General features: G+C 69.3%; 15 protein-coding genes and 8 pseudogenes. 13 read left to right on the plus strand and 10 right to left on the minus strand.

All coding sequences use genetic code 11. The features are described from left to right. Positions 1–1,282: pseudogene (locus tag ABTX62_RS36000) on the plus strand (transposase); the annotation flags it as partial. 550 nt (positions 1,283–1,832) lie between these two features. On the opposite strand, the gene ABTX62_RS36005 reads toward ABTX62_RS36000, so the two are convergent. The 3 genes and pseudogenes from ABTX62_RS36005 to ABTX62_RS36015 form a co-directional block, all read right to left on the minus strand. Continuing rightward, positions 1,833–2,258 (minus strand): nuclear transport factor 2 family protein, encoded by a 426-nt coding sequence (locus ABTX62_RS36005; RefSeq protein ID WP_352120128.1) that lies wholly within the window; start codon positions 2,256–2,258, stop codon positions 1,833–1,835. Between the two features lie 337 nt (positions 2,259–2,595). Then, positions 2,596–2,877: pseudogene (locus ABTX62_RS36010) on the minus strand (S41 family peptidase); the annotation flags it as partial. 151 nt (positions 2,878–3,028) lie between these two features. Then, the gene (locus ABTX62_RS36015; protein WP_352120129.1) at positions 3,029–3,610 is read right to left on the minus strand and encodes a DinB family protein; all 582 of its coding nucleotides are present in this window, start codon (positions 3,608–3,610) and stop codon (positions 3,029–3,031) included. Between the two features lie 965 nt (positions 3,611–4,575). On the opposite strand from ABTX62_RS36015, the pseudogene ABTX62_RS36020 reads away from it, so the two are divergent. From ABTX62_RS36020 to ABTX62_RS36035, 4 pseudogenes are all read left to right on the plus strand, one after another. Continuing rightward, positions 4,576–4,689: pseudogene (locus ABTX62_RS36020) on the plus strand (DUF6192 family protein); the annotation flags it as partial. A gap of 104 nt (positions 4,690–4,793) precedes the next feature. Then, positions 4,794–5,278, plus strand: a pseudogene (locus ABTX62_RS36025) (DUF6192 family protein); the annotation flags it as partial. A 559-nt stretch (positions 5,279–5,837) separates the two neighbouring features. Further along, positions 5,838–6,302 (plus strand): annotated as a pseudogene (locus tag ABTX62_RS36030) (transposase); the annotation flags it as partial. A 41-nt stretch (positions 6,303–6,343) separates the two neighbouring features. Continuing rightward, a pseudogene (locus ABTX62_RS36035) lies at positions 6,344–6,499 on the plus strand (IS5-like element IS4811 family transposase); the annotation flags it as partial. A gap of 247 nt (positions 6,500–6,746) precedes the next feature. Here the strand turns inward: ABTX62_RS36035 and ABTX62_RS36040 are convergent. The 3 genes and pseudogenes from ABTX62_RS36040 to ABTX62_RS36050 all read right to left on the minus strand — a co-directional run. Continuing rightward, positions 6,747–6,921: pseudogene (locus tag ABTX62_RS36040) on the minus strand (S41 family peptidase); the annotation flags it as partial. A 132-nt stretch (positions 6,922–7,053) separates the two neighbouring features. Next, positions 7,054–7,563, minus strand: coding sequence for a DinB family protein (locus ABTX62_RS36045; RefSeq protein WP_352120130.1), 510 nt, complete (start codon positions 7,561–7,563; stop codon positions 7,054–7,056). A gap of 74 nt (positions 7,564–7,637) precedes the next feature. Continuing rightward, positions 7,638–7,799: a hypothetical protein gene (locus ABTX62_RS36050; protein WP_352120142.1), complete on the minus strand. Its 162-nt coding sequence runs from the start codon at positions 7,797–7,799 to the stop codon at positions 7,638–7,640. 11 nt (positions 7,800–7,810) lie between these two features. Between ABTX62_RS36050 and ABTX62_RS36055 the strand changes: the two genes are divergently transcribed. Next, complete coding sequence (locus tag ABTX62_RS36055) at positions 7,811–8,107, plus strand: integrase core domain-containing protein (RefSeq protein ID WP_352120131.1); 297 nt, start codon at positions 7,811–7,813, stop codon at positions 8,105–8,107. A 391-nt stretch (positions 8,108–8,498) separates the two neighbouring features. Here ABTX62_RS36055 and ABTX62_RS36060 read toward each other — a convergent pair whose 3' ends face one another. Genes ABTX62_RS36060 through ABTX62_RS36070 form a run of 3 tightly spaced genes read right to left on the minus strand, consistent with a single transcriptional unit; the run spans position 8,499 to position 11,678 of the window. Then, positions 8,499–10,511: an ABC transporter permease family protein gene (locus ABTX62_RS36060; protein ID WP_352120132.1), complete on the minus strand. Its 2,013-nt coding sequence runs from the start codon at positions 10,509–10,511 to the stop codon at positions 8,499–8,501. Between the two features lie 29 nt (positions 10,512–10,540). Beyond that, a complete protein-coding gene (locus ABTX62_RS36065; protein WP_352120133.1) occupies positions 10,541–11,263 on the minus strand; it encodes an ABC transporter ATP-binding protein in 723 nt (240 codons plus the stop codon). Positions 11,264–11,285: 22 nt separating this feature from the next. Continuing rightward, positions 11,286–11,678, minus strand: coding sequence for a DUF4333 domain-containing protein (locus ABTX62_RS36070; protein WP_352120134.1), 393 nt, complete (start codon positions 11,676–11,678; stop codon positions 11,286–11,288). Between the two features lie 173 nt (positions 11,679–11,851). Between ABTX62_RS36070 and ABTX62_RS36075 the strand changes: the two genes are divergently transcribed. From ABTX62_RS36075 to ABTX62_RS36105, 6 genes and pseudogenes are all read left to right on the plus strand, one after another. Then, complete coding sequence (locus tag ABTX62_RS36075; RefSeq protein WP_352120135.1) at positions 11,852–12,997, plus strand: sensor histidine kinase; 1,146 nt, start codon at positions 11,852–11,854, stop codon at positions 12,995–12,997. Positions 12,998–13,779: 782 nt separating this feature from the next. Further along, positions 13,780–14,457, plus strand: a complete 678-nt coding sequence (locus ABTX62_RS36085; protein ID WP_352120136.1) for a response regulator — start codon at positions 13,780–13,782, stop codon at positions 14,455–14,457. A 380-nt stretch (positions 14,458–14,837) separates the two neighbouring features. Then, positions 14,838–15,323 (plus strand): annotated as a pseudogene (locus tag ABTX62_RS36090) (transposase); the annotation flags it as partial. Between the two features lie 668 nt (positions 15,324–15,991). Beyond that, positions 15,992–17,503 carry a trypsin-like serine protease gene (locus ABTX62_RS36095; RefSeq protein ID WP_352120141.1) on the plus strand — a complete coding sequence of 504 codons (1,512 nt, stop codon included), beginning with the start codon at positions 15,992–15,994 and terminating at the stop codon, positions 17,501–17,503. Between the two features lie 157 nt (positions 17,504–17,660). Next, complete coding sequence (locus ABTX62_RS36100; protein WP_352120137.1) at positions 17,661–18,452, plus strand: response regulator transcription factor; 792 nt, start codon at positions 17,661–17,663, stop codon at positions 18,450–18,452. Between the two features lie 43 nt (positions 18,453–18,495). Then, positions 18,496–19,716, plus strand: a complete 1,221-nt coding sequence (locus ABTX62_RS36105) for an ATP-binding protein (protein WP_352120138.1) — start codon at positions 18,496–18,498, stop codon at positions 19,714–19,716. Here ABTX62_RS36105 and ABTX62_RS36110 read toward each other — a convergent pair. Continuing rightward, entirely contained in the window at positions 19,637–20,566 is a 930-nt protein-coding gene (locus tag ABTX62_RS36110) for a LysR substrate-binding domain-containing protein (RefSeq protein ID WP_352120139.1), read from the minus strand. The genes ABTX62_RS36105 and ABTX62_RS36110 overlap by 80 nt on opposite strands. A 33-nt stretch (positions 20,567–20,599) precedes the next feature. On the opposite strand from ABTX62_RS36110, the gene ABTX62_RS36115 reads away from it, so the two are divergent. Next, positions 20,600–20,917 (plus strand): XdhC family protein, encoded by a 318-nt coding sequence (locus tag ABTX62_RS36115; RefSeq protein ID WP_352120140.1) that lies wholly within the window; start codon positions 20,600–20,602, stop codon positions 20,915–20,917. Positions 20,918–21,217: the final 300 nt, after the last annotated feature.

Consider the following 21,217-nt stretch of genomic DNA (forward strand, 5'->3'; position numbering starts at 1 on the left):
ATGGCGTTCGATCCGTCGCTGCTGGCTTACTTCCGCCGTCGTCTGGGCCGTTCCACCCGCCCGAACCGGGTCTTTGAGGCCGTGCGTGAAGTCGTGAAGGCCACCGGGGTCCTCAAGGGAAAGCACCGCCGGGCACTGGACTCCACCGTCCTGGACGACGGTGGCCACCCAGGACACCGTCACCCAGATCATCTCCGCGGTCCGCCGGGTGATCCGCGAGGTCCCCGCAGGCGAGGAGATCGCGGCGCAGTGGTTCACGGCGCACGACTACACCGACCCGGGCAAGCCGAGGATCGCCTGGGACGACGAGCAAGCGCGGGCCGCGCTGGTCGACGCGCTGGTCACCGACGCCCTCAACCTGCTCGGACACCTGCCCGAACAGGAACTGGGCGAGCGGGCGGCGAACGCGGTGGGCCTGCTGGCCCTGGTCGCGGGCCAGGACGTGGAACCGGCCGAGGACTCCGACGGCCGCGACGGCCGCTGGCGCATCGCGAAGCGCACGGTCACGGACCGGACGGTGTCCACCGTCGATCCCGACGCCCGGCACATCCACAAGAACCGAACCCGCCACCAGGACGGCTTCAAAGGACATGCGTCCTTCGAGCCGGACACCGGCCTGTTCACCGCCGTTGCCCTCACCAGCGGCTACGGCCCTGACAACCACGAGGCCGCCGTCGCCCGCGAGCTGCTGGCCGACGAGGATGAGGGCCAGGAGTTAACCGTGCTCGCCGACTCCGCCTACGGCACCGGCGACCCGCGCACACCTGCAGGCCGACGGCCACACCCTGGTGATCAAACCACCACCGCTGCGGCAGGCCATCCCCGGCGGCTTCACCATCGACGACTTCCACATCGACCCGGCCGCCGGCACCGCGACCTGCCCGGCCGGACACACCGCCAACCTCGGACAGGTCAAAGCCGACGGCGCCCGCACCGCCCAGTTCAAGCGCCTCTGCGCCGACTGCCCCCTGCGCGGACGCTGCACCACCTCCAAGACCGGACGCACCCTCAACGTCCACCCCCAGCACGAACTGCTCACCGCCGCCCGCCACCAGGCGGCCACCGACCCCGCCTGGCAGGACGAATACCGCAGATGGCGGCCACCCGTCGAACGCGCCATCGCCTGGCTCGTCGCCAAGGGAAACCGCCGCGTCCCCTACCGCGACGTCATCGCCAACAACATCTGGCTCCACCACCGCGCCGCCTCAACCTCCGCCGACTGATCAACCTCGGACTCACCCGCACCAGCGGCGCCTGGCACCTCACCCCCGCCACCCCATAGCCAAGAGGGGCCACCGGCCACCGGCCTCCGGCCGGGCAGCCCCTCAACAAGATCTTCATGAGTCTTCTAGCCCGCCACCGCATCAGCGTCCTGTTCGCGATGCTCCGAGACGGAGCCTTCCCCGAACCCCGAACCCCGAACCCCACGCCTCGCTTGACGAAAGACATAGAGGCACCCCCCGTCCCACGTTCCAGACTTCTCACCCAGCCTCGACGACCTCGCCCGCTGTAGGACTGTAAAACGATCGATGTAACTCCTGATCAAAGAAGATGCATCGATGACCAGCGACAACGGGACCGAGGCTGAGTCCGTCAAGGCCGCTGAGCCGTAGCCGGCGAAGGGGGTGGACGACCAGCTCATCGATGACTTGGTCGGCCGCGCCCAGGCCGAGGGCCTGCAGCCGACCGGCGAGGGCGGGGCTGCTCCAGCAGCTACGTGCTCGCCCCGCCCGGCGCCTGGAGGACCTCGCGGCAGGTTGTGGAGCGACGGCTTCGACGTGTGGGGAAGCGTGTGAGGTTGCCCTGTGGGGGCGCTGCCCCGCGGCCCCGGTTTACAGGTTGTCGCCCCAGCCACTCTGGATCATCGTCTGGAACGCCCAGGTGCCGTCCCTGCGGACGAGTACGTCGGCATAGTCCATCTCATGGGTCTCATCGCCCGCGGTGACCGAAGAGTGGGTGAACACCACGACGGTGGACGCAGAAAGGAAGACGGGCGTGCGGGTGTTGCGGAACGCAATCTCCTGGCTGCCGTCCCCCATGACGTGGGACATGGTCGCGGTGAACTGTCCGCGGTCCCATTGTGCGGACCTGCCGTTGCCCGCGGAGTCGTCGCTGATCAGGTTGAGCGGGAAGACAGCCATGTCCGCCATGCGCTCGATGTTGTTCTTGACGCAGTGCCCGTCGTACTCCTCGAACCAGGCGTCGAGGCTCGCGCGGTCCTCGGCGCTGGGGGCGTAGCCGGTCTGGGGCAGGATCACGCGGGCTCCTGTGGTGTAGTGAAAACGACTCGTCAAATTTGACTACGCCGATAGTATGGCCGTGCCTGCCACAGGGCAAACGCAATTGGTCCACCGGGCGCCGACGCTCACGACGAGTGGGCGGCGTCATCCACCAGAAGCCGACGTGGTGATTCGCCAACCAGGTCGGCTCCCGCACACATACGACACCTACCGTGCTCAGGCTCAGCGGCGCCTTCCCGCACCTGGAACTGGTGAGCTCGCGTATTCGACTGTCGCGAATAGTCGATGCTCCTGAGCGTGGTAGTGACTTTCCGTTATCTCCCGCGGGTTGTCACCCGGCCCGGATGCTCCTGCGTCAGCTCGTGGGAGCACCGTAGTTCCGCAGGACATACACGGCCGTGTCGAAGGCCGAGTCCCGCTTCTTGCAGAACTCCTCCTTGGGGACGACCGGCTCGGTGAGGTGCGGCGGAATGCCCGTGCCGTCGAAGGTCCTGCCCGACCGCGTCAGGAACTCCTCGTTCGGCAGCCAGGCCGACATGCCGTTGGGGAGCTTGCGCGGCATGACGTCCGCGAAGACGCCCTGTGTGGGCTGCCCGATTCGGGCCCTCTTGCCGCGCCGGTCCATGAGTGCCTGTTCCTGAGGCCGACATGACATGACGGTGATCTTGACGCTTGAACGAACGGCTCGTTGGATCTTCAAGAGGGCGCAGCTTCACTGAAGCTCGCAGCCCCGGAGCGTCACGGAGTCCACGTAAGTTCCCGAAGCTCGATCGCCGGTTACCGGAAAGTCATGTTCGGCGCGGTGCGGCTCCGTCCAGCCAGCGGTAGAGGTCGCGCAGCAGGGAAATCTCGGCGCCGTGATGGATCAGCTCCCTGTTGACGTGCAGGACCCTGTTCTCCATGGGAAACCGCTCGGGACCCACCGTGGGCGGGTTCTCCAGGTCAGCGTCCGCGAGCTCGCGGACCCCCGCGTTCCATCTCCCATACATCTCATCGAGCTGTTTCAGCGCCTCGTCAGCGGTCCCCGCGTAGGCGAATGTCTGGGAGTCGACGTCCTGGCCGCCGAAGTACCATCCGGCCCGATAGCCCAGGCACGAGACGATGATGTGCGCCAGCCGCCAGGCGATCGTGGTCACCGGCGCCGGCACCGGCACCGGCACCGGCACCGGGGCAGGGGACGCGGAGTCCATCGTCCATTCCCCCGAACCTTGCGACATCGGTGCGGCCGACGTGCCACGTGGGCGGATGCTCCAGCAGTCGCGCACCGGCTCCCAGAAGTACTCCTCGTCGGTAAGACCGTCCAGCCGTGGCCGCAGGTTCTTGTGCCAGTACCAGTCCAGTTGCTCCGCGAGCCGCTCGCTTCTCGTCATTTCCGCACACTACATACAACGGAGACCTGGCTGCGCCCCTCGCGGACGCCGTTCCGGCCGTGAGGCTGTTTGGCATGAGCAGCCCGGCTGGCCGGGTTGGGTTCAATGACCCAGATGTGACAGCTCGACCAAATGACATGACGGATGATCAAGACTGCGGACTCCCGCCCGAGATCAGCATGAGTATCCGAGCGAGCGCCACGCCAGGCGGCTGAGCGGTAGCTCAGCGGTGGGGCTCCCAACGGCTGTTCTCGCTTCGTACGGTGGCTGCATGGGCAGGGACGGTGCGCCTCGGCTGAAGCTGACCGTGATCAAGGATGAGGTTCGCGGACCGCGGTTGTGCCGCGGGTGCGGTGGGCCGTTGATGCCGTCGGCGAAGTCGACGGCGGTGTTCTGCGGGGACGCGTGCCGGTCGCGGCACTGGCGGCGGATGCGCCGGGGCGAGGGCTCGGACCGAGGCGGTGAAGGCCGGCGTGACGGCTTCGTGTCCGCAGTGCGGGGTGGTGTGGATGGTCGCTGTCGACCGCCCGGTCTCCGCGGTCTACTGCTCTCCCGCTTGCCGCAAACGGGCCTGGCACACGCGGCGCGCGCCCTCCGGCGGGGTGTGAGCCTGCGCGTTCGGCGCCGGTTGTGCTGCTTCGGGCGCCGGGGCCGTACGCCTTTCCGTGCCGGGCGAGGCGGTCGGATGGTGCGAAGTGAAGGGTTCCCAGGGCGAGTTGACGGCGCGCGAGGGTGTTGTCCCCGAGACTCGTGGGGGTGGTGTCTGGATGACCGGGATGGTCGGCAGTGTGACCCGGCAGCGCTACGACGAGCTGGTCAAGCTGGGGCGGGACTGGGTCGAGACGATGAGCAGCGTCCAGTGGCAGCTCGGGGACGCCGCTCCGGAGATCGAGCCGATGCGCTCCTACGGGGGCGCGAACCCGTCGGGGAGCGAGGAGTTGTTCACGGTCAGCGAGGCGATCCGGATGTTCGCCGAGGATGTCGGCCTGGCCTACACGACCGTCCGCAGCTATCGGTGGGTGTCCTCGCGCTGGCCGAAGGAGCGCCGGCAGGCGGACGTCTCGCACACCATCCACAAAGTTCTGGCCAGCATCCCCGGTGAACAGGAACGTTTCGAGGCGGTCAGCAACCCCCGCCCCACCCGCGCGGCGGGCCGGCGAGGTGGACGCACGACAGCGCGAAGCGCGTGGTGGGCTGGAAGGTCGACTCCCCGGAGAGCGTCCAGGAGAAGGTGGAGGCGATCCACGACCTGGCCTCCGACGACGCGGTCGCCGCCGGGTGACCACCGACTTCCTGCGCCGTCCCGCGATCGCCTCGAAGGCCATGGCCGACGACACGGCCCGGCACGCCGTCAATGAGGCGCAGTTCGGCCGCTTCCGCCAGCAGGCCCAGTTCGTACACGAGGAAGCTGCCCCGCAGTTGCAGCGCATGGAGCACAGCGCGCAGTTCATGGACCTGGTCGCGGCCTGCGCGCAGTTCGTCGCGACGGCCGGGCAGATCGTGCCGAACCTGCGCGGCGAGCACTACGACGATGCCGAACGCGACACCATCGGACGCGGCCTGGCACGGGTACGCGCCGCGGCCGACTGGATCGAGAACGCCGCCATGCGCGGCGAGGTCGACCTGGACGAGCAGCTTCAGAAGCTGCTGAAGGGCTCGGGCGAGTAGCAATGGGGCGGGGCGTTCCCGCTCACGTCCACGCCGAAGCCGTGCTGTCCGCCCTGTTGGAGGCCCGTCCCGCCGGCCTGACCATCGTCCAGCTGATGGCGGCCACCGAACGCACCCGCGCTCAGGTCCACACCGGGCTCGCGCACCTGCGCCAGGTCGCCGCCGCGAAGGGGCTCCCGCCGGTGACTTGGGACAAGACGTGGGGCTACCGGATGCTGGAAGACGCGCCCGAGGTCTGGATCGGCTACGAGCGGGCGTTCTTCGAGTCCATCGACCACCGGGACGCCAACTTCATCGCCGGGATCCTCCTGCCGCACCAGAAGAAGAAGCCCGACGACCCCTTCGCACGGTCACGGCGCAGATGGGCGCGATCGAGTCCACCCTGCACCTCCTCGCCAACCTGGAGTGACCCCCAGAAAGGCGACGGGCCGCGACCGCCCCGCAGTTGGCCCTCTCCTTCAGGTCGCGGCCCGGCACCCCGTCATGACCCTGGACCTGCCCCGCTACCGCTACCCCTCCGACACCAGCGACCTCGAATGGGCCCTCCTGGAAACGGCTCCTGCCCACCCCCGCCTGCCAGACAGCCAAGGGCGGGGCCCTGGAGAAGTGGCCCCGCCGACGCGTCGTCGACGCCATCCGCTACATCACCGATAACGGGACGAAATGGAGCGCTCTGCCCGCTGACTTCGGCATTCCGTGGCGCACGGTGTTCGGATACTTCGCCCGCTGGGCGAAGGCCGGCGTCCTGCGGCACGTCCTCGATCACCTTCGGCGACGGTTGCGGCTGCGGCGACGGCGGTGCCCCTGGCCGGTCCGGGTGATCGTGGACTCCCAGTCCGTCAAGGGCGCGGAGACCGTGTCGGAGGCGACGCGCGGCTACGACGCGGACAAACACATCAACGGGAGGAAGCGGCATCTCCCGGTTGACCAGGACGGCCTTCTCGTCGACCTGCTCGTCACCCCGGCTGACGTCCAGGACCGGGACGCCGCACGCGTCCTGCTGACCCGCCTCCATGCCGAGCACCCCGAGATCGTGCTGGTCGGGCGGGCAACGGCTATGGCGGAGACGAGTTCGCCGCCTGGGCCCAGACCACCCTGGGCATCACCGTCAAGGTCGTCTCCCAGCCCAAGGACGCCAAGGGCTTCGTCTTGTTGCCCAAGCGCTGGGTGGTTGAACGGTCGAATTCGTGGACGATGCGGGCCCGCCGCAACGCGAGGGACTACGAACGCCTCATGTCCCACGCCGAAGCCCACGTCCAATGGGCCTTCATCACCCTCATGACCCGCCGCCTCACCCGACGCAACCGCCGAACCGACGCGGTCCCAACTCCCCTCGCCGCCGCCGCCTGACGACCCTCCGACTGCCGTTCGCGTCAGCGTCCATCGACGCCCACCCGAACGGCAAAACCGATCAGCACCCAGCTCCAAGACCTCCCGACCTGCGGAAAGAGGATGTGACACAGGCACTGAGGGCCTGGGTGAAGGTCTCCCCCGCGCTGAAGGCCGAGCCGCCGGACAGCACGGCGACCGGCCCGGTGTGGCGGGGCCCTGGGCGGGCGTGACACACGCGGGCTGGGGGCCAGTGTGCCGGGTGCGGTCTGCGGGCCGTTGCGAGCCCGCCTGGAGTAGGCAGGTAGGGGTGTGGGTGAGACGCTCGACGATGTGAGGAAGTCCAACTCTGCCTTCACGCACCTGACGTTGGGCTCCCTCCCTCCACTCTCGCGGGCGACTCTCTGGAACGGATCAGCATGTGGAGCTCGTTGGCTCCCACGGACTCAGGCGCCCACGGCCCCGTCGACACCCTCACGCAGAAAGTCCGCGTGCCCGTTGTGGCGGCCGTACTCCAGGAGCACGTGCACCATCACCATCCGCATCGACACCTCCTCGCCACCTCGTGGCTGATACCCGGCCTCGTCCAGGGACTTGGCCTCCCGCTCGATACGGCGCGAAGTCTCCACCTCAGCCTCCCAGGCCGCGAACGCCTCATCCCTGGTCGACGCGCTCGCGTCGTACGCCGCCTGAAAGTCGATCTTGTCGGACCAGACCATGGGCGCGTCGTGGTCCTCGAACACTCGACGGAACCAAGCACGCTCCACCTCCGCCATGTGCCGCACCAGACCGAGCAGCGAAAGCGTGGACGGCGGCATCGACTGCTGTCGCAGCTCCTCGTCGGTGAGCCCTTCGCACTTCATGGCGAGGGTTGCGCGGTGGTAGTCGAGGAAAGCCCGCAACATGTCGCGTTCGCTGCCAAAACTGGGCGGTCCTATGCGATTGTCGCTGGTCACTGGTCGTGCTCCTCATCCGTGCCTTCGTTGAGAACCAGTATCCAATCCCGTCGACCTTCCCCATATGAGGGCCGTCAACCGGGACCGACGAGTTCGGCCCGGTGGTGGTCGGCCATCGAGTACCCGATGACCTCGCGCGTGGCCAGATCCAGCCAGGAGGCGAGGTAGAGCCAGCCGTCGACGCCCTGGACATGGCCGCCGCGTTGGGCCGCCTGGAACCGGGATGCGTGATCCACAGCGACCGCGGATGGAATACACCTCCGGTCAACTACACACCAGAATTGGCGAGTTGGGGCGCCGGCAAAGCATGGGCCGGACCGGGAGCTGCTTCGATAACGCCGCCGCGGAGAGCTTCTGGGCGGTCCTCAAAGAAGAGATCGGCACCCGCTTCTGGCCCGACCGGGCCACCGCCCGCGCCGACATCTTCAACTTCATCGAGACCTTCTACAACAGACGCCGCCTGCGCAAACACATCCACTGGGGCTACCTCACGCCCCACGAGACACGCCTGCGCTATCGGCAAGATCAGGCCCTCGCGGCATAACAACACCGTGTCCAAGATCACGGGGAAACTTCAAGAGGCCGTGGCGCCTACGGCGGGAGGCGGCGGCGCAGTGACCGGAGGACAAGAAGGAAATAATGGCCAATTCGCCGCGCAGAGAGGGCCCAGGTCGAGCGTCGTCACCGCCTCGACGCGTTCCGGCTGGCTGCGACGACTGGGGCCCAGGACGTTACCGGTCGCGGTGTCCCGGCGTCGTCCGATATAGGCGAATTGCCCTTTATCTCGACAGTGAGGTGTTCTTGAACGCCACGGCCCGGGACCGGGCCGCAGCGCTGTGTCGTGTGCCGCAGGTGGGCTTACAAGCAAGCGCAACAGGGCCACACCAGGCAGGGCCCGGCCCGGACCGCCCCACTTCCGGGCTCCAGCGCCGTCGTCACTCGGCGTTCTGCTCCCGGTCGGCGGTCACCCGGCGCAGGAGTGGCCGGCTGCCGCCGATCGCGGCGAACATGACCAGGGCTCCGACGGCCGTACAGACGGCGAGTTCGATGGCGCCGGAGGTATTGAAGGAGGCGCCCACCAGTTTGTTGAGCTGGTAGGCGCCGTAAACGCCTGCAGCGATGGTGCCGCCGGCCAGGACGACGAGCGGGATGGCCGTCTCCCGGGTCCTGGCTCTGTCCAGGACCTTCAGGGGTGTACCGGCCAGACGCAGCAGGCCGTAGATACGGCGGCGGTCAAGGACGCTCGCGGCGGCGGTCAAACCGGCGGAGGAAGCGGCAACGAAAAAGCTGAGACCCAGAGTGGCGGTGCTCACGGAGGTGATGCGGTCCACGACCACGATGTCCTGGGCGGACAGGTAGTCCTGGGTGAGGGGGTAGGCGCCGTTTGCCGCGGGAGCGAGCGCAGTGACGGTGGCATCGAGCCGTTCCGGACCGCCCGGGACTTCGGCGATCACGCCCGGGGTGCCGAACAGCAGGTTGTCGGAGTTTTCGCCGCTCACAGAGACGCGCGCGGTCACACCTGCCTGCCGCAAGAGGGCGCGGGCCGTCTCGGCGGCGTGCCGGGCACTCGTGGTGTCAGCCGTCGCGATCGCGACCTGGTCCTCGTGGCCGCTGGTGTCGAAGGCAGTTGCGCCGACGGAGAAGAAGCCGGCGACGAACCCGGCCAGGACCAGCCCGCTGACGGTGCGCCAGGCGCCGCGGGGATCGTCGCTGAGACGGCGGGCGGCGAGCAGTGTCGCGGGACGGCGGGCGAGGCGTCCGGCGATCCGTCCGAGCCGGTCCACGACCCAGGGCCCGAACATCCAGTAGGCGCTGTAGAAAACGATCAACAAGGCCACCAGTTGGCGAGTGGTCAGACTGTCGCCGGCCTGCGTTGTGACGAGGATCCAGCAAAGGGCAGCAGCGAACAGTACGAGGCGGATCATCCGGGTGCGGCGGGGGGTGGCCTGCTGGGCCACTCCCAGGGGGGAACTCGCCACTTGGCGGAGCATCGAGATCGCACTGACGGTGAGGAGAGCTGTCACTGTGGCCACGACGGTCAGGAGCCAGGGCAGGCCGACCCACAGATCGCCGGTGTACCAGCCGCCGATGCCGTACGGCACCTGTGCCAAGGCGGGCACGAGGAGCCCGTAGGCGAGTGCCCCGGTCAGCGCTCCGGCCGCACCGACGGCCGTCGCCTCGACCGCGGTCATGGCGATGATCTGCGAAGGTGTGGCGCCGGCGAGGCGCAGGGCGGCCAGTCTCTGCTCGCGCTGGGCGGCGCCGAGGCGGCCCGCCGCCGACACCAGTACCAGCACGGGAATCACCAGCAGTACCGCGCCCAGCAGTACCGTCCGTTGGTCGCTTGAGGTCAGCTGACTCGGTCGGCTCCCTGTGAAGCCGGCCACCGTGGCACGTTCGGTCAGGCCCGTGTCGAATATGTCCCCGTCTTCGGCGGCCTTCGACACGGTGGGGTCGGTCGGCGCCCTTCCGATCACCGCGACCAGTTCGTCGGGAGAGGCAAGGCCGGCGGCGCCGATCGTTCCGTAGGAAGCCGGCTTCGGGAAGCGGGCGGCGAGTTGGCCGCCCGGGAGCCGGTGGACCAGTTCCGCCAGAGCTGGGGAGAGGTATACCTCGCCCTTCTTCGGAAAGCCGCGCAGACCGGGCGGAGCCGGGGTGGGACTGCGGCCGGGCAGCTGAGCGAGGTTGACGACGGTCAGTGGCTGGTGACGTACGAATGTCGTGGTCATCGCCTGGACGGCCGTCGCCTGCCCGGCCGGTGCGGCGTGCGGGGCGCGCCAGGAGGTGCGTTCGGCCCGGCTGCCCGAGCCGAAGGCGGCGGCAAGCATGATCAGCAGTACGAGTGCGCCGACGGCGGCGGTTGCGGCCGCGATCAACTGGCTCTGCAGGCCGCGGCGGCCGGAGCGATGGGCCAAGTGCCAGGTGAGTGGGAGTACAGGGGATCGCATGAGGCGTGTCTCCGAGGGTGCGTATGTGGTCACGCAGTCGTGAACTGCTCGTAGCTGTGGACGCGTCCGTCGCGGACCTGGAGGATCCGGGCGCAGTGCGCTGCGATGTCGGGATCGTGCGTGACCATGACCAGGGCGGCACCGGACTCACGAGTGGCGAAGGTCAGCAGTTGTACGACCTCGGTGCTGGTCGTCTGGTCGAGGGCGCCCGTGGGCTCGTCGGCGAAGACGACCTCCGGTTCGACGACGAGGGCCCGGGCGATGGCGACGCGCTGTGCCTGCCCGCCGGAGAGCTGGCCCGGGCGGCGCTTTTCCAGCCCGTCCAGGCCCAGCGGGGCGAACCAGCCGCGGGCCCGCCTGACGGCCTCCCTGCGGGGGACGCCCTCCAACATCAAGGGCAGGGCGACGTTCTCCTCGGCCGGCAGCTCCGGCAGCAGCTGACCCGACTGGAAAACGAACCCGAACCTTGACCGGCGAAGTGCACTGAGGCGGTTCTCGCCGAGGTCGTCGATGCGCCCCAGACCTCCGGGCGGGGGGACTGCCCTCTCGTCGCGTCCGCCGCGGAGCAGCACCTGGCCCTCATCGGGGCGGACAATGCCCGCCAGGACGTGCAGCAGGGTGGACTTGCCGGATCCGGAGGGGCCCATGATGGCCAGCGAGTCGCGCTCGCCGACGGCGATGTCCACGCCGGCCAGGGCGTGGGTGGTTCCGAATGTCTTGACGAGGCCGTGTCCGGCCAGGATAGTGTTCATGATCGGTTTCCTCCTTGCGGTGTCAGCGGTCGAATTTCCAGGTGACCTTCGGCTCGGAGGCTTTGCCCTCGACCTTGACCACGTGGACCGGGATGGAGATGCGCGTGCCGTCGGCCTGGGCCGTGCAGGTCTCCGAGGCGCCGGCCACCGCCTTGAGGTGCCTGGGGCATGACACGTCGTGAACATCCCGTCCGAGCCAGGGCAGCGGGTGGTACCAGCCCTCGATGCGGGACTGCAGGGTGGTGCGGTGGACGGCCAGATGGCCGTCCACCTTCACATAGAGGGCGCGGGCCACGGGGTGGATGGTGCTGTGCTGGACGTCCTTGCCCGCGAAAACGTAGGTGACGCCACCGCCGACGGCGGCAACGGCCACCGCGCCGACGAGGGCACCAGCGATGAACCGGCTGTGCTGCATCGTGCACTCCTGAAGAACAAACTGGGGAACGGGGGTGGCGAAGCGGCTCCAGCTTCGCCTGCACGACTGCCCGGGCGCCTCGGCCGAACGGCCAATGTCTCGCGGCCGGCGCGTGCCGCCCTCAGCCGTTCGGCCGATCACGGCGCCGAGGGGCCGGGCCTACCGTGATGTCCATGAGAACCGTTTTCGCCCGAGGCGTCGTCGCCGGCGCTCTGATCATGGCGGCGGCCTTGGACATCACGTCCACGCTGATGGTCGGCTTCCCTGTGTGGCCGACCATCGTGGTGCTGATGGTCGGGCTCACGGCCGTACTGTGGCCGGCCGCGCGCCGGCCGACGTGGCTCACCGTGCAGGTGCGCACCGTTGTCCCCGCCCTTTTCTCCGCCCTCTTCACCTCGGCCTCCGCCCTGAGCGGGTGGGCGGTACCGTTCGGGCCGGGCGAGGTGGTGATCCTGCTGTGCCTGCTGGCCATCGCGGTGCGGCAGTGCCCGCCCCGTTGGGCGCTTGTGTGCGCCGCTCTCGATGGTGGCGCCGTGCTCGCTCTGCCGGCGCGCTACTACGGGTCGCTGGGGCCGGATGCGCAAGGGATGCTGCTGGTGGGGCTGGTCCTGGTCTGCCTCACCGCCGGACTCGCCGGCTACCTGCGCGCTCTGGACTACCGGCGTACCGTCGCCGTCAGCGAGACCCGGCGCGCCGAGCGCCTCGCCATCGCCGCCGACCTGCACGACTTCGTCGCCCACCATGTGACCGGCATTCTGGTGCAGAGCCAGATGGCCCGCATGATGATCACCACCCGCCCGGACGAACTCCACCAAGTGCTCGGCGGCATCGAACACGCGGCCACCGAGGCTCTCGCCTCCATGCGACGCACGGTCGGGGTGCTGCGCGACGCCGGACCGGACGCCTCCCGCCGCCCGGTCGGCGACCTGGCCGCCATCGCCGACCTGACCCACGGCTTCGCCGCCCCCGGCCAGAAGATCACCCTCGATCGCGATCCCGCCCTTCCGGCCGACCTCCCCCACGAGGTACAGTCCGCCGCCTTCCGAGTCGTCCAGGAAGCTCTGACGAACGTCCGGCGGCACGCCTCCGACGCCGACGAGATCCGGGTCGCCCTGTGCGGCGACGACCGGCGCCTTCAGGTGTCGGTGACCGACGACGGCCGCGGGAGGACCCGGCTGCCGGACGCAGCTCGCGGAGGCGGCTTCGGCCTCGTCGGACTGGCCGAAAGGGTCACTGCGCTGAGCGGCGACCTGCATGCGGGGCCTCTCCCGGGCCACGGGTGGGAGGTGCGGGCAGTGTTTCCGGTGGAGAAGTCGTGACGGAAGCGACACCGTTGTCGCGGCTGATTCCGGCTGAGTCGCATGAGCACGCCGGCGCGCTGCGTGTGCCGGCCCTCGCGGATCTCGGCGGTGACGAACAGATGAAGTTTTCGATGACGAACGGCGGCGGCCCGCCCGCCCGGCGTGACTCCGTAGGGCGAGACGCGCAATCTCCTACGCCCTTGGACAAGGCCGTCCTGTCAGCAACCGCTCACGGAATGGCTGGTCTGTCCGTTGCCGTGGTTGGTCACCAGTCGGTGACACGTTCCCGGGGGGCGTCGATCGCTGGTGCGGTGTTCGTGCTCCGAGTGCTGGCGATGCCGTGGTACCCGGGGTACTGGGCGACGGTCGCGCAGGCGTGGTTGGGCAGGATGCGCAGCGTGGCTACGGGCAGGTGGGGCAAGCGGGCGGTGAGGGGTGCCGTGTTCCTGGCTTGCGGCCTTCATGACCAGGCCCGGGATGAGGCTGCCGTCCATGGCCAGGCCATAGCCCTGGTCACCGATCTGGACGGAGAACGACCTGACGGCCACCCCGGGCGCCCTGCTCGTGATCGCCGCCGGAAATGCAGGCCCTTCGGACACAACCGTCGGCTCCCCCGAGTCGGCACGGCGGCCTGACTACAGCTCGCCGTGCGCGCCACCCTCGGCGCGCTGACGGTGTTCGTCGCGATCGGCGCCAGCCGGCCGGTGCTGTGCGGTGACCGCAGCCCCGGTTCGCACCTAGCACTGAAAGCAGCCACTCACCCACCACAGCAGTCTCCGCACGTGAGGCATCATCGAGCCATGACCAGCCCCCCTCCCATCCGAGTCCTGATCGCTGACGACCAAGAGATGGTGCGTACCGGTTTCCGGTTCTTTCTGGACGCCCAGCCGGACGTCACGGTCGTCGCCGAGGCCGCCGACGGCGAGGAGGCGGTGGCGCTGGCCCGCCGCCTGCGGCCGGACGTGTGCCTGCTGGACATCCGGATGCCGAGGCTGGACGGCCTGGCTGCTACCCGACTGTTGGCCGGACCCGACGTGGCCGACCCGCTCCGGGTTGTCGTGGTCACCACCTTCGACCTGGACGAGTACGTGTACGGGGCGCTGCGCGGCGGCGCGTGCGGCTTCCTCTTGAAGGACTCCGGGCCGACCCTCCTCGTGGAGGCGGTCCGAGCGGCGGTGAACGGCGACTCCCTGGTCTCGCCCTCGGTCACGGTTCGGCTGCTGAGACACCTGACCGCGCCGGAGCGCAAAGCCCCGGCCGAGCTGCCGCCCGCGCTGACCGACCGCGAACTGGACGTCGTCCGGCTGGTCGCGCTCGGCCGCACCAACGCCGAGATCGCCGCCGAACTCTACGTCTCCCTGTCCACCGTGAAAACGCACCTTTCCAGCGCCCAGCTCAAGCTAGGTGCTCGGAACCGCGTGGAGATCGCCGCCTGGTCATGGCAGCACGGGCAGCTGCGTCCGGAACCCGGGACCTGACATGCGCAGCTCGCGTCGTCGGGCGGCCGCCACGGCGGGCCGGGGTGCCCGTCTCACCCGATGCCGCTGCGGCCAGACCTGTCGCCGCCGCTGACAGTGGAAGCGGCGGGCGACGGCTTGGCGTCGTCTGCGCCAGTGTGACCACCTCAGCGCGCGTGCCCTGGTGAGGTGTTGATGAATGGGCGTGGCAGGCCGGAGTCGAGTGGACGCTGCTGTGGACCGAGAACACCGCCAGCCGTCGGCAGGCCAGCGCTGACGGCCTCGCCCTGGTCGAGACCGCTCCAGGCGTCAGCGTGGAGACCATCACGGCACGCACCGACGCGCCCGTGCACCAGAACAGCACCCACGGCCGCCCACTGACCCCAGTGGAACCCAACGTTTCCGACCAGCGCGACGAGAACGGTCGGAGGCTCGTGGTCCGCAACGGCTACCACCAACCGCGGCAGGTCACCACCGCAGTCGGCGTGGTCGAGGTGAAGGCGCCTCGGGTGAACGACAAGCGCGTCGATGAGGCGATGGGCGAGCGCAAGCGGTTCTCCTCCGCGATCCTGCCGCCGTGCCGCAAGTCGCCGAAGATCAGCGAGGTGCTGGCACTGCTTTACCTGCACGGCCTGTCCTCCGGCGACTTCGTGCCCGCCCTGGAGCAGTTCCTGGACAGCTCGGCCGGGCTCTCCCCAGCCACGATCACGCGGCTGACCCAGCAGTGGCAGGCCGACCACGCCACGTTCTTGGACCGCGACCTCGCGGAGGTCGACTACGTGTATGTGTGGGCCGACGGCATCCACCTCAACGTCCGCGCCTGCGTCCTGGTGCTCATCAGGGTGCGCGCCGACGGCTCCAACGAGCTGGTCGCCCTCAAGGGCGGAAGACCGCGGGGACCACACGGAGGAGGCGGCTCGAGTCGGCGGGAGCAGCAGTTCACCGCCGTCGGCGTGTTCGGCACCCGGCGCCTTTTCTGCTGGTGTCCGGCGAACGACTTGCTCGCTTCTTCTTCCTCGTCGGCCTGGCCGCTGCGCTCACCGCGACATGGGGTGGACGTCCCGGTCAAGCAGGTGGAGTTCGTCCGCTGGCAGGTGCCGCGTGGGGGCACTCCGCTGTTGGCTGAGGGCGCGGAACCGCCAGGTCGGCCCGGCCCCGTTGGCAGGTGCTGCGTGCCGCGACCGGGCTTCACATGCTGCTCGGTGTGATCGCCGCCAGCCAGGATGCCGTCGCCCCCAGACGGTGGACACCCTGGCTGGACAGGCGGGGCAGTTGGAGGCGGCGGCCCGGGAGGCGCGCTGCAGCGCGATGGCTTCGGGCGCACTGATACACACCTGAGCGGCTGCCGTGCCGCGCCTGATACACGAGTGAGACCCGTCGGCGGACCGCTGGGCCCAGGATCGGGCCGGACGGGGCGGCTGGGTGCTGTTCTCCGTACAAGCCCACCAGGGCGCTGCCCGGCGGCGGACGAAAAGGGGAGTCACTCATGCACAAGTGGAAAAGCCCAAGGGCGGCCGTCGTGCTGACGGCGGGGATCGCGGTGACCGCGACCCTGATGCCGGCCTCACCCGCACAGGCCATCGTGGGTGGTACCGAGTCCGCCCGGGCTTACTCGTTCATGGGCTCGTTCCAGCCGTCCTATCCCGCGCCGCCGCGCCCGGACGGACACGGCTGTGGGGTGGAGGTCCTGGCGCCGCAATGGGTCATGACCGCCGGCCACTGCGCCGGCAAGAACCCAACCAATGCCAAGGTGGGTGTCCCGCGTGGCTGGAAGGTCCGGGTCGGGGCACTGGACACCACCTCTGGAGGCGAGGTCGCCGAGGTCGACCACTACTACCGGTTGGCGACCAGCCACGACGACGGGGGGTTCTGGGGCCGTGACGTTGCGCTGATGCACCTGCGGACCCCGGTTCGGGCCAAGCCGGTTCGGATCGCCTCGACCACGCCGTCGGACAGGACGCCCGTCCGCATCATGGGCTGGGGCATGACCTGCGGCGACTTCACCAATGCCGCGTGTTTCCCCACGCGGCTGCGTGAGGCTGACACCGTGGTGCAGCCGTCATCGGCGTGTCCGTCATCCGCTGTCGGAGAGTTGTGCATCGGTAGCCCCGACGGCAGTGTCGCTGCGTCAAACATGGACTCCGGTGGGCCGGCGCTGGTCCGCGAGGGCGGCCGGTGGGCGGTGGCCGGTGTGGTCAGTGGCCCCGACGAAAGCGGCAAGACGCTGTACACCGATGTCACCCGGCACGCCGACTGGATCAACGGCATCATCAGCGGCGGCAACGTGCCTCCCGATGACCAGATACCGAATGTGGAAGGCGCGGCGGACCTAGGCAACTGCGTGGGCTCAGTGGTAAGAACTCCGGCCTCCCGGCCGCAGGACCCGGCACTGCTGCTGACCAACGGTCACTGTGTCCAGGGACAACGGCCCGCGCCCGGAGCCGCGCTGGTGGACCAGCCGGCCGACCGTGAGGCGCCGATCGCCGACCGTCAGGGCTACCCCCAGACCACCGTTCATGCGAACCGGCTGGTGTACGCGACGATGACCGGCACCGACATCGCGCTCTACCGCCTGGACAAGACCTACGCGCAGTTGAAGGACGAGGGCGCGAAGGTCTTCCGGCTCACCTCCACCCGCGTGCGCACAGGCGACCCGCTGACCATGGCCTACACCGGCGGCCGTTTTGCCTGCACTGCCGAGGCCGTGGTCACGCACCTGCGGGAGGGCGGCTACCAGCAGGACGGCTCGATCCGCTACGCCACCAGCGAGGACTGCACCCCCTCCCACGGCAACTCCGGTTCGCCGCTGCTGGCCCCCGACGGCGCCACGGTCGTGGGGATCCACAACACCCACAACGATGCCGGCGAGCAGTGCACCGACGACAACCCCTGCGAGGTGGGCCCGGACGGAGCCGTGACCTCCGTGCAGGGCCGTGGCTATGGCCAGCAGGTTTACACGATAGGGGCGTGCCTGACCAAGGGGTCGAAGCTCGACCTGTCCCGCAAGGGCTGCACCCTCACTGGTGCCAAGCCCCGTCCCGGCCGCCGCAGCGGCCGCCCCCAGTGACCAGGACCAGCACAGCAGCCGCCAGACCCGCACATCCTGATCCGATCAACAACGTCGGCCAACCCAGCCCCGGCGCGGGCCCGGTGGAGGCAGAATTCGGCAGGCAGGGATTCCGGGTTGCATGATGGTCCTTCAACACCTACGTCGATGGGGAGAGATGTCGGTTCCAGTGGCCGGGGGAAACGCCCTGGCGCCCGTGGCGATCCTGCTCGTCGAGGACGACGAGGTGATCCGCAGGTCGGTGGCGATGGCGCTGGAGCGCTACGGCTACCGGGTCACCTCCGCCGGTGACGGGCTGACGGGCCTGGAACTGTTCAGGGAGGGCGGGCACGACCTGCTGTTGCTGGATGTCATGCTGCCGGAACTCGACGGCATCGGGCTGTGTCGGCGGATCCGGGAGACCAGCACGGCCCCGATCCTGATGATGTCGGCCCGCGGGGACACACTGGATGTCGTGTCCGGTCTGGAGGCGGGCGCCGACGACTATGTCGTCAAACCGGTCGACACCGCGGTGCTCGTGGCCCGGATCCGATCGCTGCTGCGCCGCGCCACGTTCGCACCGACCTCGGCACCGGCGGATCCCGCCGTCGCGGCGGCGGGATCCGCGGTCCGCCTGCTGGACCGGTCGGCCCGCCCCGATCAGAGCGACCCGCGCCATCAGCGCACCCGGCTGCTCTTCGGAGACCTGACCATCGACACGGCCGGCCTGGAGGTGTACCTGGTCGGTGAGCCGGTCGCGCTGGCCCCCACCGAACTTCGGATGCTGCTGGAGTTCGCCGCGCACCCCGGCATCGTCCTGGACCGGCAGACACTGCTGCGCAACGTGTGGGACTACGGCTGGGACGGCGACACCCGGGTGGTTGACCTGTGCGTGCAGCGGCTGCGAAGGAAGATCGGCGCCGAGCGGATCGAGACGGTCCGCGGCTTCGGCTACAAGCTGAGGCGCTGACCTGGCAGCCCCACGGGCCCCGTTCGGCTCGGGAACCAAACGGATGCCGCTCTGGCGCTCGCTGCGCTGGAAGATCGCCCTGCTGGTGGCCGCGGCGTGCTGCGGCATCGCGCTGACGGTCGGACTGCTGGTGCACTACAGCACGTACGAGCGGTCCATGAACGACGGCGCGGCCAAGGCGTACACCGCCCTGGACACCTCCCTGGCGGCGGAGAGCGGCAGCGGGACCGGCGACGTGGTCCACAACCCCGAAGAAATGCCGGCGGACCTGGTGCGGATGGTGCGGGAACACGGGAGTGGCGCCATGTACGACGAGAGCAACGAGTACCAGCCGCGGATGTGGGCCGGCAAGCGGATGCCAGGTGGCCGTCTGGCGGCGATCTCGGTCGACATGGTTCCCGACCAGCTCAGCCGCCGCGCCCTGGACCGGCACATGTGGAAGTACTCACTGGCCGCGCTGGCCGTCATCGTCCCCCTGTCGGTCCTCGCCGCCGAACTCCCCAACCGGCGCCTGCGGCGGGTGGCGCGCACCGCACGGCGTATCGCCTCGGGTGACCTGGCCGCCAGAACCGAGGTAGGCGGTCGGGCGGGCGACGAGATCACCGAGATCTCGGCCACCGTCGACTCGATGGCCGACAGCTTGCAGGGCCGGCTGCGCAGTGAGCAGCGTTTCACCGCGGATGTCGCGCACGAACTGCGCACTCCGCTGATGGGTCTGGTCACCTCCGCCGAACTGCTCCCCGAGAGCGAGGCCACCGATCTCGTCAGGGACCGGGTTCGGGTGCTACGCACCCTCGTCGAGGACCTGTTGGAGATCTCCCGCCTCGACGCCGGCGTGGAACGCGCCGACCTACGGCCCGTCGCCCTCCCCGACATGGTCCGGGACTCGCTGGCCCGCACCGGCCTCGACGCACGGCTCGCCGTCGCAGCAGCGTCCGACGTGGTGGAAACAGACCCCCGCCGACTCGACCGGATCCTCGCCAACCTGATCGTCAACGCTCACCGCCACGGCGCCACGCCGGTCGAGGTCACCATCGAGGACACGACCGTCGTCGTCCGGGACCACGGCTCCGGCTTTCCCGACAGCCTCCTCGCCGAAGGGCCGCAGCGGTTTCGCACCGGTGCAACCGAGCGCGGCCGCGGGCACGGCCTCGGTCTGACAGTCGCCTCGGGCCAGGCCCAGGTCATCGGCGCGTCGCTGCTCTTTTCGAACGCCGCCGATGGCGGAGCCGTCGCCACACTCCGGCTGCCCCGGACGGGCTGACGCCACAGAACTGATACACGACAGATGACGGGCCGAGCGGTAACGCAGGCATGGTCACACCCCGCGGCCCACGCCCTCCAAGGCTGTCGAGGTGGAGTAGCGGCCCACGCCCGGTCACCTGCACAGCGGTCTCCCGCATCAATCGCCGCAGCCACCGGTGAGCCGGGTCACCGTCGACAGGGGGATGCCAGGCGATGCCGTAAGGAAAGGGCGGGAGTCCTTCTGGGGCTGCGGCGACGCGGTAAGCCGGGTCATCGGCGTACGCGAAGGCGGCGCGCCGCGGGAGGGTGGCAATCAATTCGGTGCCAGGCAGCACGGCCGCCGCCGCGGAGAAGTAGGGCACGCGCAGGCCCTCGGGCCGGCGCAGTCCGTACTCGTCGAGTCGGCGCTCGACCCTGGCCTGGCCCATGCCCAAGAGGTCGACGACAACGTGTCGGTATGTGATGAAGTCGTCCATGGTCACCTGATCGCCGGACACGGGGTGATCGCGCGGCAGCAGGCAGGCGAAGTCCTCTTCGAACAACGTCTCCCACCGCAGCGCGCGCGGTGCCACGACACCGGAGATGATCAGATCCGCGCTGCCCTGCTCGACGTCGGCGAAGGACTGGTCACTCAGTGGCGCCACGGTCAGCGAGATCCCTGGAGCCTTGCGGAGGAAGCGGGGGAAGAGGAGCGGGCCGAACAACGAGGTGGCGAAGTCGGTGCAGAGCACGCGGAAGTGGCCCTGCGCCGTCGCGGGATCGAAGGCGTCTCCGCGCAGCAGCGCTTCCAGGCGAGGAGGCAGCTCGGCCAGCTCGGACTGTATCTGCTGGCCCCGAGGGGTCGGTTCGTAGCCGCCGCGTGTGCGCACCAGGAGTTCGTCGCCGAACGTCTCTCTGAGCCGGTGCAGGACATCGGCTCTGCCCCGCGCCTGACCGGGTCAGCCATGGTGTTCACCCCTCAGGGGCGGGTCGTGGGATCCGTGTCCGGCGGCTGCGTCGAGGGCGACGTACTCGAACGGGCTCGTGAGGCCATCCTGAACGGCAGCCCCGCGCAGGGGACTTACGGGATAAGTGACGACGACGCTGTTGCCGTCGGCCTCACCTGTGGCGGCACGCTGGAGATCCTCGTCGAACCCGTCGACATCCACACCTTCCCCGAGCTTGTCGAAGTGATGGAATCCGTGCGGGCCCCATCCCCACAGCCGTCGCCACTGTGGTGAACCATCCGCGTCCGGAGGCCGTCGGCACACATGTGGTCCTGCGCGCCGACGACCACTGCGGCGGCCTGCTCCCGCTGCCCATCCCGCCAGACCTGATGCACAACGCCCGAGCCCTGCTGCGACACGGTGACAGCACACTGTTGAGCTACGACGCGGCTTCCTTACCGCGTGCACGGCATCGGCACGGCGCCGCTCTCATCGCTGCCTAGTGCCGTGGCAGGCAACGTTTGCCCGTCAAGGAGCGGCGTCCGGTGCGTGCTCTCGGCGTGCCGGGTGCAAGCCCTCGTACTGGGTGTACTT

Origin of the sequence: Streptomyces sp. NPDC096046 (assembly GCF_040303285.1) — a bacterium.
In the GTDB taxonomy this organism is placed as follows: domain Bacteria; phylum Actinomycetota; class Actinomycetes; order Streptomycetales; family Streptomycetaceae; genus Streptomyces.

What these genes read in the sequence shown, in the direction of transcription:
- ABTX62_RS36015 (WP_352120129.1), bottom strand. Translation starts at nt 3,610, where the DNA reads ATGACGAGAAGCGAGCGGCTCGCGGAGCAACTGGACTGGTACTGGCAC.
- ABTX62_RS36055 (WP_352120131.1), top strand. Translation starts at nt 7,811, where the DNA reads ATGGAATACACCTCCGGTCAACTACACACCAGAATTGGCGAGTTGGGG.
- ABTX62_RS36060 (WP_352120132.1), bottom strand. Translation starts at nt 10,511, where the DNA reads ATGCGATCCCCTGTACTCCCACTCACCTGGCACTTGGCCCATCGCTCC.
- ABTX62_RS36065 (WP_352120133.1), bottom strand. Translation starts at nt 11,263, where the DNA reads ATGAACACTATCCTGGCCGGACACGGCCTCGTCAAGACATTCGGAACC.
- ABTX62_RS36070 (WP_352120134.1), bottom strand. Translation starts at nt 11,678, where the DNA reads ATGCAGCACAGCCGGTTCATCGCTGGTGCCCTCGTCGGCGCGGTGGCC.
- ABTX62_RS36075 (WP_352120135.1), top strand. Translation starts at nt 11,852, where the DNA reads ATGAGAACCGTTTTCGCCCGAGGCGTCGTCGCCGGCGCTCTGATCATG.
- ABTX62_RS36085 (WP_352120136.1), top strand. Translation starts at nt 13,780, where the DNA reads ATGACCAGCCCCCCTCCCATCCGAGTCCTGATCGCTGACGACCAAGAG.
- ABTX62_RS36095 (WP_352120141.1), top strand. Translation starts at nt 15,992, where the DNA reads ATGCCGGCCTCACCCGCACAGGCCATCGTGGGTGGTACCGAGTCCGCC.
- ABTX62_RS36100 (WP_352120137.1), top strand. Translation starts at nt 17,661, where the DNA reads ATGTCGGTTCCAGTGGCCGGGGGAAACGCCCTGGCGCCCGTGGCGATC.
- ABTX62_RS36105 (WP_352120138.1), top strand. Translation starts at nt 18,496, where the DNA reads ATGCCGCTCTGGCGCTCGCTGCGCTGGAAGATCGCCCTGCTGGTGGCC.